Raw genomic sequence first — 9,689 nt, 5'->3', positions numbered from 1 at the left:
CGATCTCCCACAGCCCGTCCGGAACAATCCAACTCCACGTACCCCGCCCCATAACCAAGTCCAACGACCCAGCCCCACATAGGACACGGTCTTAGCGGACGTGGTGCTGACCACGTTCCCTCCCCCGTGTCGGTTGCGAAGCGCTCCGGAGGCATGGTGGCACGCAGGTCCGGGCAGCGGCTCCAGCTGCTGTGCTGGAAAAGCACCTGGCAATCTCCTGGGTGCCAGGCACCGCCGACGGCGGGGCGACCTCCGTCATAAGAAGATCGACTTCCGCACCTGGCGGGGTACCGACCGAAGAGGGGCAAGGAGCTTCGCGTCCTCGCCCCTGTTAAACCACCCGTCAGGTTGGAAGAGGCTCAGTGACGTGCGGCAGGCGGTGTCACCTCGATGTCGTCGCTCCATAAGCAGACTTCCAGCCACGATAAGTAGCCGCCCGTCCCCTTTTTAGCGCGCACGTGGGCGGTGTCCAGGACGACTCGGGTGACGTCGACGAGGTCGACGTCGTCGAGACGGTGCAGCACGGCCTCGTGCAGGCGGCCCCAGACGCCGGCTCTGGACCAGATCATGAACCGGCAGTGGGCCGTCGACTTCGAGATCCCCGAAGCAGGGCGGCAGTTGACGCCAGGCGCAACCGCTGACCAGCACGAAGATGATCGCCGCGAACATTACCTACCGCTGGCAGCGCAGCGACGGCAGACGTACACGTGTGCTTCACGAGCAGGTAGCTGCTGGAAGCCAGACAACTGATGTCGTCCTGCAGTAGACATTTAGACCGTGTCCTACGTGGTGAGGCGGTCATTGGTTTCGGCATGGGGCGGGGTACGTGGAGTTGGATTGTTCCGGACGGGCTGTGGGAGATCGCGGAGCCGCTGATCCCGCCGTCGAGAGTGCGGCCGCAGGGCGGCGGAACGCAGGACACGCCTGATGAGACGCTCTTTGCGGCGATCATCTACGTGCTGGTCAGCGGCTGCGCCTGGCGCCAACTTCCGCCCTGCTTCGGCATATCGAAGTCGACCGCCCACCGCCGGTTCCTGATCTGGTCGAGAGCCGGCCTCCGGGGCCGCCTCCACGAGGCCGTACTGCACCGGCTCGACGACACAGGCCTCATCGACGTCACCCGAGTCGTCCTCGACACCGCCCACGTGAGGGCTAAAAAAGGGGGCGAACACACAGGTCCGAGCCCCGTGAACCGGGACAAGCCGGGTTCCAAGATGCACATCCTGTCGGACGCGAACGGACTGCCCCTCCTCGTCGGCATCTCCGCCGGCAGCACCCACGACAGCGAAGGGCTGAAGCCCATGGTGGAGGGTCACCAAACGAGACACGACCCCCACCGCGGCCGGTACTTCAAGCCCCAGCGCCTGCGTGCGGACAAAGCGTACGACCGGGCCGACCTGCGCAGATGGCTTCGCGGCAAGCGCATCGGAGTCCGCATCGCCCGCAAAAGCATCGAGTCCAGCGAACGCTAAGGACGACGCCGATGGGTCATCGAACGCACCATGTCGTGGCTGTCCGGCTACCGCAGACTCAGCCCCCGCTACGAGCGCGACCCCCGCAACTACCTGGCCTTTCTCGGCCTCGCCGCCACCCTGTGCTGCTACAAGCGACTCATCCGCCTCACCACGTAGGACACGGTCTTAGTGGTCGTGGCTCCCTGCGAGCCCGCGCCACGCTCGAGGTCTTCTCCCCAGAGAGGCACAGCACGTCGAGGACATTCGTCTACAAATGTCGCGGGGCCCGAACTCAATAACAAAGGACCAGTCTGCCTGACCCACCTGTTGAGATCAGGAGCGAAGACCCAAGTCCACTGTTTGATGGGCAGAGGGAGCCCTGTGTAGGGAACGCCTTGGGTATGGCTAGAAACATGGCGGGCCCTTCGAGATAAGGCACCCGTGGACAGTGGTGCGGTGGCGGGATAAGACTCGTTGAGTGCGTCAGTGGGGGTCCGGGGTCCGACGAATGCAGAGTAGGAATGGTGGAGTCGTCCTGCCCGGTGGTGTATGCGTGGAGGGTGGTGAAGTAGTCATCGCAGAGTGACGAATAGGGTACTTTGCCAGGCACGGACGGCGTGCAATGGCGGGTCGGGACGGCAGGCATGCAGACCTGGGGAAACCGTCTACAAATGCCATCGCCATTGGCTAGCGGACGGAACGTGGACGATGCCGCGCACTTGCATTCAACCCGTCGAGGACTCCGTAGGCCGGACGACTGGGAGGTGTCTATCAACTCAACCTTCGCGCACAGGGACGAGCCCGGACGATCGGCGCTACGGAGACTCATCGTCCATCCAGCTGGACGCTCCCGTGGCGGCGCTACCACCAAAATAGGTCTCGCTGTCGACGGACGGTGCCGACCCCTCGTTCCAAGACACTGCAATGACCGGTCCCCAACTCGAGCCCGCGCTCGAGAGTCTCCGTGCCACTTATCGGCGATGGGCGGCCCCGCGCCCACCCGTCCTTACCGACCAGGCCTCCACTCCTCCTTCAGAAACCGCCATTATCTGTGACAATGCGGCATAGCCCGTACCATCACCGACCGACCAGCGAAGACACGAGGAAAACCAGCGGTTCTTGACTCGGATAAGGGAACATGCCACGGCCGGCGGTCGACGCTCCCACTGCATGGCGTCTCTCCACGACATAGCCACCGGATTGTCACCAGTCGTTACCCCCTTTCACGCCATTAGACGTTCACGGCGCTGATAACACTCTGCCCTTTAAGCCCAGCAGGTAACCCTCACTCTCCGCAACGCTGCATCTCGGTCCCTGGCCCTGGCCCGTAAACCCACCAGTACGCCAGCGAGGAAGACTTCGGCTGCCACAAAGCAGGAGCCAAACGACAGCGTGATGGGAGCAGGACGTGAGTTACATCCACCCATCCCTCGCCAGAACGTCGGCAAAGGGACAGCGCTACGCCAACTCCATCACTTCCCGGAAGCAGGCATTCGGCAACCACCAGCCTAGCAGCGATCCCAACTTCGCGACGTAATTCGGAAGATCCGGTCAGTACGGGCCGTTGACGTTGTCAATGGAGCCGTATTTATCTGCGGCGTAGTTGCAGGCAGCCGTAATGTTAGCGACAGGGTCGAAGGGGTCCATCGATGTGCCAGCCACGTGGTAGGCCTGGAACGTGGGGTCGATGACCTGCAGGAGGCCCTTCGACGGGGTGCCCGCGGCCGCGTTGGAGTCCCAGTTGTTGATGGCGTTGGGGTTGCCGGAGGACTCGCGCATCACGTTGCGGAGTATGCCGTCGTAGCTACCCGGAATCCCCTCCTGGGCCATAATATCCAGCGATTTTTTGATCCAGCCGTCGAGGTTGTCGGCATGTATCGTTGAGCCCTCGTCCCCGACGGTTTTGGGTGCTGCATTTGCAATCGTGCGCGTCAACGTTTTGGTGCCCACAGTCAAGACCAGCCCTGGCCTCAGGTGGGTGGGATCATCACCAATGATGGCACGGTTCGCTATGTACAGCTTCTGCCAAGTACCGCTTGAAGGGTATTTCTGCACAACCGTGGCGAGGGTGTCACCCGGGACGGTCTTGTAGAGTATGAGCTGGACGTCTGAAACAGTCGGGCTCGAGGCGCCCACTCGAGCTTTAGGCGCCTGATCCGGAGCGACGGCGTATGCGCTGGCTGTGCTTACGAAAGGATAAGTAAGAGCACCTATTGCCGCAGCGATTACCCCGAGCCTAGATAAATTGACCTTCAAGTAATGACGATTTGCGAGCATAGTGAAACGTCCTCTCTGGCGCTGCAAGGTGAATCGTCAGCCTCAGGCGGGAAGCGTCCAGCTGTTTCTGAACGTGCCGTAGTCCTGCCGATCCCTGGCGGGTTACGCATAAGAATTTCTCGCCCCCACCGATGGATGGAGATGGGTGCTGTGCGACGTCAGAATTTCGTCGCACCAGCCGACTCGGAGAACGTATGCGAGTGTGAACGCCGCGAGCAAGACCTGACGAAGTGGCAAAAATCGCACTACGGAGTGTGCGAGTGGAGCCGGGGTTGGTGAGCTGCGGTCCACTACACAGCAACTTGCTGGTGTAGGACACGGCTAGCTGGCAGCTGTAGCCGCAGGTCGGCCCCGCTGACTGACGGCTCGCCAGCGAGACACACAGAGCATCTTCGCCTGCAGCATCATCTACTTGGAACGACTCCGGACCTCATTCTGAAATGATCAGTTGCTAATCTTTGCTCGCCAGAGTGCGATTAGTAACCCTTCGTAATCGCAAGAGTCGGTTAGCCCCCGTCACCTTTTTCGTGGCTCCGCAATGGGGCCTCCGGCCTTCGGGTCCGGCATGACTTCCCCTCCCTTGTTATCCATGATCCGGGGACCGGGTCCGGAGGCATCGACGGACCGCTGATGAGGGGCTTGAGCACCGGCCACACCCGAGCCGGAAGAGCTCTCCGTAACGTGGATGTGGCAGCTCGGTGCCCTGGCAAGGCCGGACGAAAGCGTGATGGAGGGGCCTGCGCGTGATCGACACCGGCGACATCGACGTCTTCCTTGGCCTGGACGTCGGCAAGGGCGGAACCCACGCCACCGCCATCACCCCGGCCGGGAAGAAAGCGTTCGACAAGCGCCTGCCCAACACCGAGCCCAAGCTCCGCGAGCTGTTCGCGAAACTGCAGGCCAAGCACGAAACAGTGCTGGTCGACCGGAGCTGATTGGAGGACTGCTGCCGGTTCCAGGTGGCGTCCTGCTGAGCGCGAGCCAGGACGGCGATGGCGCGGGCCAGGTCGCTGTCCTGAGGCAGGGGCCGGTGGGCGTGCATGTCGGTGCGGAGGATGTTCGCCAGGACCAGGGCATCGCCGGGGTCTGACTTCTTGCGGGAGACAGAGTGGCGGTCGCGGTAGCGGGCGGCGGCCATCGGGTTGATGGCGAAGACCTGGCGCTTGCCAGTCCGCAGCACGGCCACCAGCAGGCCGCGGGAGGTCTCGATCGCGACTGGGATCAGTGCGTCTTGCGTGTCGCCGTACTCGGCGAGCAGGTCCAGCAGCAGTTGGTAGCCAACGGCGTCGTCGGTGATTCGGCGTTTGGCGAGTAGTTCTCCGGTGTCGTCGACGAGAGCGAGGTCGTGGTGGCGTTCGGCCCAGTCGATTCCGCAGTAGATCAAGTTGCCCCTCCCCATGGTGCGGGTGTTTGCGCTGGTCACGAGCGCATGCGGGCCACGCAGCGACCTAATTCCAGGACTCAGCCGCCAGGGCTGGTCCGACACCTCATCAGCCGTGTTCGTGGCACCAGCTCACCTCACGGGCCTCGGTGTACTCGGGAGCTCGAACCGGCTCGGGTATGTCAAGAGGTCACCGTGCGGAGGGCTCGCACCACCAACTCCAACGAGTGATCAAGCCGACGGTGTTGACGGACCCGTGGCCGTAGGCGCTGCCGGTCTTCGAAGAGGCATCGTTGCCCGGTCCTGACGAGGCATTCAGCAACGGTCCACAGGCCCGCCAACGTCTGATGCGGTGGCGGTCGTGAAGACGTCGAGCGTCGCCGTTCTCTGGGGAGGTCTCGTACCGACCAAGTCGCGTGAAGACATCCGCTCGTCGCCCACACGACCGTCACCACTACAAACACCAGGACCGTGCACCGGTCTATCCGGAGGCTTCCATCAGCCGGAGTGGCAACAGATGTCACGGCCCCAGTGTTCGAACGGGCCCAGCAAGACCACATCCGTGGTGGGTGGTGCTGGATCCGTCAGCAACGAATTAGGTCCTGACGTCCATGCCGGGGATCGGCGTCAGGACCGGAGCCAGGATCCTCATCGACGTCGGCGACGGCAGCAACTTCCCGACCGCCGCCCACCTCGCCGCCTACGCAGGTCTCGCCCCGGCGACCCGCAGCTCGGGCTCCTCGATCCGCGGCGAACAGCCCTCCCGGAGAGGAAACAAGCAGCTCAAACGGGCCTTCTTCCTCTCCGCGTTCGCCGCCCTGGGTGACCCGGCGTCCAGGGCCTACTACGACAAGGAGATCGACCAGGGCAAGCACCACACCCAGGCCCTGCTCTGCCTCGGCAGACGCCGGGCCGACGTCCTCTTCGCGATGCTCCGCGACGGAACCTTCTACGAACCTCAACCCGCCACGGCCAGGTGAGGAGTTCCGACCGATCAGTCAGTCCTCCGGCCGCAGCCGCCGACGAGCGGCCTCAAGGCGCTGGTCATAGTCAGGCGCGAACAGCTCAGGAAGCGCTTTGTCCAGCGTTCCGGCAATCCGATGGATCGGTGCCCACACCGCCGAATCGTCGACAACGCGGCTGAGGTCCGTCATCTGCAGCTTCTCCAGCCAGTGTGACACCACCAGCGCCTCGTCACTCGTGAGCTTGATCGTGACCTGGCTATCGCCCATACGCACCCCTACCGTTTGGCCCCCACCCTCAACCACACGAACCTACTGGTCTTCCACCTTGACCAAACACATAGGGTCCCCGCACACACACCCCGTCCCGTAGCACTGTCACCGGCTTCGGGCGAACGGACCGCCTCTTCTCAAGTAGCTGACCTACTTGAGTAGCTCTTCCTCTCCTTTCGCATGTGGCGATGTGATTTATATCGAGAATCCTCCCCTTCATGGCGTTTTGCGCTGCAAAAGCCATCCTCCAGAAACTTCCCGAGGGTTCTCGTATGGCAAGGCTTACCAGCAGAGCGGGGCTTGCTGCCCTGTCGTCGGTTGCACTATTCCTAGGACCGGTAGTAGGAGTTCAGGCTTCGGCTGGGCCGCAGCAAGCGGGTAGTGCCACCTCGTACTCCGCTGTGGCCAGCCTCACTCCGGAGGCGGCGGGGCTGGATGCTGACCCTCATAAGGCGCTGTCCAAATTTTGGACTCCCGAGCGCAAGCAGGAGGCCCTACGGAACGCCGCTGCCAAGCCCAAGCGGCCCTCTGTCCGATCGGTGGGCGTCTCACCGACGGCCCCGGCTCGGCAGTCCGGCATGGTGGCCCCGCAACGCCCTTCCCACAGTGCGGCCAGTGCTCTACAAGACCAAGGGTCGCCCTTTGTCGTCCAGTCGCATGCCACCGCATGGGGGGCGACCACCGGCATTGGGCGTTCCGCCGGCCGGGTATTCTTCACCAACAGCAAGAAGCAGACGGAGGCATGTTCGGCGACGGTGGTGGCCACTGAGGCCAAGAACGTCGTCGTGACCGCCGCGCACTGCATTCGCGATTCTGGGCAGAACGGGGCCTGGTACACCAACTGGGTATTCGACCCGGGCTACAAAAATGGGCCAAGTGTCGACGGCACCTGGAGCGCCTCCCACTACTCGGTGACTGCGACCTGGGTCAGCCAGCTCTCGACGGGCGTTGACGTTGGTTTCGTCGAGCTACACAAGAACAACTCCGGTGCCAAGATCCAGGACATTACCGGCGGTCAGGGAATCCTATGGAACGGCTCCCCGGCCATAGACGTTGACGTCTTCGGGTATCCCGCGGCTGCGCCGTTCGACGGTAAGAACCTTATGCACTGTGCAAACACAGCCTGGGGCCGAAGTGGTCCGTACGGAAAGTACGAGTACGTCAACTGCGACATGACCGCAGGAGCCAGCGGCGGACCATGGATGTCGGGTTTTGACGGCAACCTCGGCTATGTAACGACCGTCACCTCTACGGCCCCCTCGCCTCTGGAGGGCAACTACTTCGGGACGGAGGTTGGGGAGCTATACAACTCGGTCCGGTACAACGCGCACTACTGATCTGCCGACCCTGGTTCCCAGGCTGCGGGAAAACGGGGTGAGCGTGACTCTGTTGGCCGCACGCCCGAGCCTGCTGCGATCGGCGACCTCGGCCGGACGGGCCTGCGCCACAAGCTGCCCGTGTTGTGGGATGAGTCCCGGCTTTCGCCGCAGGCTCGGCGAGAGCTCGAGGGCGTCCGCTACGCCATCCGCCTCGCAGAGGCGTGAGAGGAGACGCACCGTGGCCGACCCGGACCTGGCAGAAGTGGCGCACTTCCTGTGAGAGGCCGGCACCCTGAAGAACGCCCGCACCGGCTGGTGGATGGCAGGCGTCCGCGCCCCCGATCGCGTCGCCGACCATGCCTGGCGCACGTCGGTCATCGCCTCGGTCATCGCGACCATCGAGGGCGCCGACGCCTCACGCGCTGCCCACATGGCGGTGTGGCACGACTCCCAAGAGACCCGCACCGGCGACATCAATAACTTGGGAAAGAAGTAAGCGACGCCGGGCGATCACGAAGCGGTGACCGCGGACCAGACTGGAAAGCGTGAGCGAGCATGGCCAGAGTGATGTGCCGTTACCAGCCCACGTAGCGGCGGACCTAAGATCCAGGCCGCACTCGTTCTTCGCGGCCTGGAAGCACTCCTCGATCGCCCAGCGCGCCCCCGCAGCCCGCACCAGCTCTTGGACGGTGACCTGAAGGGGTGCGTAGGCGAGGTAGCAGGCGATCTCGTCCGGCTTGCTGATGCTGCGCCGGGCCAGTGCCCACCGCAATTCGGTGAGGGACCTCGCCCTGATAGTCGAATTCGGCGACGGCCGGCAGCCGCATCGCTGCCCAGTGGTAGACGCGAGGCCCCTTCGCGCCATCGCCGCAGGAGAGCTTCTCCCATGCCTCGTCCGGGGCCTGCGCGAACAGGCCCTCGATCCGTGAACAGCCTACGCTGAACTGGGACTTGGGGACGGCCAGTACGTAGCCGACACCCGACTGCTCCAGCAGCCGGCGGAATCGGTTGTCCTGGCCGTAGGCGGAATCCGCGGTGACCCACGTAATGGGCAACGGCGAGGCCAGGGCCCGCAGCACCATGTGCCCTCGGGCACCACCACGCTGTTCGCCGCACTCGAGGTAGCCACCGGCAAGGTGATCGGCTCCCTGCACCGACGGCACCGGGCCGAGGAGTTCAAGAAGTTCCTGATCAAGCTCGACCAGGAGGTGCCGGCGGGCCTGGAAGGCGTGGGCGAGCATGGCAAGGGTGATGTGCCGATACCAGCCGATGTAGCGGCGGACCTCGTACTCGTCCAGGCCGCACTCGTTCTTCGCGGCCTGGAAGCGCTCCTCGATCTCCCACCGCATCCCGGCCACTCCCGCGAGGTCAGCGACGGTGCAGGCCAGCGGTGCGTAGGCGAAGTAGTAGGCGATCTCGTCCGGCCGGGTCAGGCTCCGGCAAGCCAGCACCCAGCGGTGGTGAGTTAGGGTGTCACCGTCGAACAAGCCTATCGTCGGCAGCTTCGCGCTGGCCCAGTCATAGATGCGCGGGCCTTTCGCGCCGTCGCGCAGGAGCCGCTGCCAGGCATCCTCCGCGCCTGGGCAATCAGCTCGTCGATACTCCAGAATCCGGCCAGGCTCTTGACCTGCTGAGACTTCGGGACCGCAACCACGTAGCCGACGCCGAGCTCCTCGAGCAGGCGACGGAACTTCCACTCCTGACCGTAAGCCTCGTCGAGTCCGCATCGCCCGCAAGGGCATCGAGTCCAGCGAACGATTAGGACGGCGAAGGTGGGTGATCGAGCGCACGATGTCGTGGCTGTCCGGCTACCGCAGACTCAGCCCCCGCTACGAGCGCCATCCCCGCAACTACCTGGCATTTCTCGGCCTCGCCGCCGCCCTCTGCTGCTACAAGCGACTCGTCCGCCTCACCACATAGGACACGGTCTTAGACCGTGTCCTATGTGGGGCTGGGTCGTTGGACTTGGTTATGGGGCGGGGTACGTGGAGTTGGATTGTTCCGGACGGGCTGTGGGAGATCG

General features: G+C 63.8%; 3 protein-coding genes and 10 pseudogenes. 7 read left to right on the top strand and 6 right to left on the bottom strand.

Going from position 1 to position 9,689, the window contains the following annotated elements; all coding sequences use genetic code 11:
* Positions 1 to 440 precede the first annotated feature (440 nt).
* Positions 441 to 669: pseudogene (locus tag ACZ4NT_RS37785) on the bottom strand (transposase); the annotation flags it as partial.
* A 143-nt stretch (positions 670 to 812) separates the two neighbouring features.
* Here ACZ4NT_RS37785 and ACZ4NT_RS37780 point away from each other — a divergent pair.
* Positions 813 to 1,631, top strand: a pseudogene (locus ACZ4NT_RS37780) (IS5 family transposase).
* A 1,374-nt stretch (positions 1,632 to 3,005) separates the two neighbouring features.
* On the opposite strand, the gene ACZ4NT_RS37775 reads toward ACZ4NT_RS37780, so the two are convergent.
* The gene (locus tag ACZ4NT_RS37775) at positions 3,006 to 3,731 is read right to left on the bottom strand and encodes a transglycosylase SLT domain-containing protein (RefSeq protein ID WP_467729907.1); all 726 of its coding nucleotides are present in this window, start codon (positions 3,729 to 3,731) and stop codon (positions 3,006 to 3,008) included.
* A gap of 743 nt (positions 3,732 to 4,474) precedes the next feature.
* Between ACZ4NT_RS37775 and ACZ4NT_RS37770 the strand changes: the two are divergent.
* Positions 4,475 to 4,654: pseudogene (locus ACZ4NT_RS37770) on the top strand (IS110 family transposase); the annotation flags it as partial.
* Here ACZ4NT_RS37770 and ACZ4NT_RS37765 read toward each other — a convergent pair.
* A pseudogene (locus tag ACZ4NT_RS37765) lies at positions 4,654 to 5,130 on the bottom strand (IS110 family transposase); the annotation flags it as partial. The pseudogenes ACZ4NT_RS37770 and ACZ4NT_RS37765 overlap by 1 nt on opposite strands.
* A 581-nt stretch (positions 5,131 to 5,711) precedes the next feature.
* Between ACZ4NT_RS37765 and ACZ4NT_RS37760 the strand changes: the two are divergent.
* A pseudogene (locus ACZ4NT_RS37760) lies at positions 5,712 to 6,092 on the top strand (transposase); the annotation flags it as partial.
* Between the two features lie 18 nt (positions 6,093 to 6,110).
* Here the strand turns inward: ACZ4NT_RS37760 and ACZ4NT_RS37755 are convergent.
* The gene (locus tag ACZ4NT_RS37755; protein ID WP_467729905.1) at positions 6,111 to 6,344 is read right to left on the bottom strand and encodes a hypothetical protein; all 234 of its coding nucleotides are present in this window, start codon (positions 6,342 to 6,344) and stop codon (positions 6,111 to 6,113) included.
* A gap of 758 nt (positions 6,345 to 7,102) precedes the next feature.
* On the opposite strand from ACZ4NT_RS37755, the gene ACZ4NT_RS37750 reads away from it, so the two are divergent.
* Together ACZ4NT_RS37750 and ACZ4NT_RS37745 are read left to right on the top strand one after the other, a co-directional pair.
* Positions 7,103 to 7,684: a trypsin-like serine peptidase gene (locus ACZ4NT_RS37750; protein WP_467729903.1), complete on the top strand. Its 582-nt coding sequence runs from the start codon at positions 7,103 to 7,105 to the stop codon at positions 7,682 to 7,684.
* Between the two features lie 274 nt (positions 7,685 to 7,958).
* Positions 7,959 to 8,159, top strand: a pseudogene (locus tag ACZ4NT_RS37745) (HD domain-containing protein); the annotation flags it as partial.
* On the opposite strand, the pseudogene ACZ4NT_RS37740 reads toward ACZ4NT_RS37745, so the two are convergent.
* Positions 8,140 to 8,748 (bottom strand): annotated as a pseudogene (locus ACZ4NT_RS37740) (IS701 family transposase); the annotation flags it as partial. The pseudogenes ACZ4NT_RS37745 and ACZ4NT_RS37740 overlap by 20 nt on opposite strands.
* On the opposite strand from ACZ4NT_RS37740, the pseudogene ACZ4NT_RS37735 reads away from it, so the two are divergent.
* Positions 8,746 to 8,889, top strand: a pseudogene (locus ACZ4NT_RS37735) (IS630 family transposase); the annotation flags it as partial. The pseudogenes ACZ4NT_RS37740 and ACZ4NT_RS37735 overlap by 3 nt on opposite strands.
* On the opposite strand, the pseudogene ACZ4NT_RS37730 reads toward ACZ4NT_RS37735, so the two are convergent.
* A pseudogene (locus ACZ4NT_RS37730) lies at positions 8,884 to 9,383 on the bottom strand (IS701 family transposase); the annotation flags it as partial. The pseudogenes ACZ4NT_RS37735 and ACZ4NT_RS37730 overlap by 6 nt on opposite strands.
* Positions 9,384 to 9,385: 2 nt before the next feature.
* Here ACZ4NT_RS37730 and ACZ4NT_RS37725 point away from each other — a divergent pair.
* A pseudogene (locus ACZ4NT_RS37725) lies at positions 9,386 to 9,586 on the top strand (transposase); the annotation flags it as partial.
* Positions 9,587 to 9,689 lie beyond the last annotated feature (103 nt).

The sequence above is a fragment of the Streptomyces sp. NPDC026417 genome, from assembly GCF_055567695.1.
This window is presented reverse-complemented; position numbering and strand designations above follow the sequence as displayed.

What these genes read in the sequence shown, in the direction of transcription:
- ACZ4NT_RS37755 (WP_467729905.1), bottom strand. Translation starts at nt 6,344, where the DNA reads ATGGGCGATAGCCAGGTCACGATCAAGCTCACGAGTGACGAGGCGCTG.
- ACZ4NT_RS37775 (WP_467729907.1), bottom strand. Translation starts at nt 3,731, where the DNA reads ATGCTCGCAAATCGTCATTACTTGAAGGTCAATTTATCTAGGCTCGGG.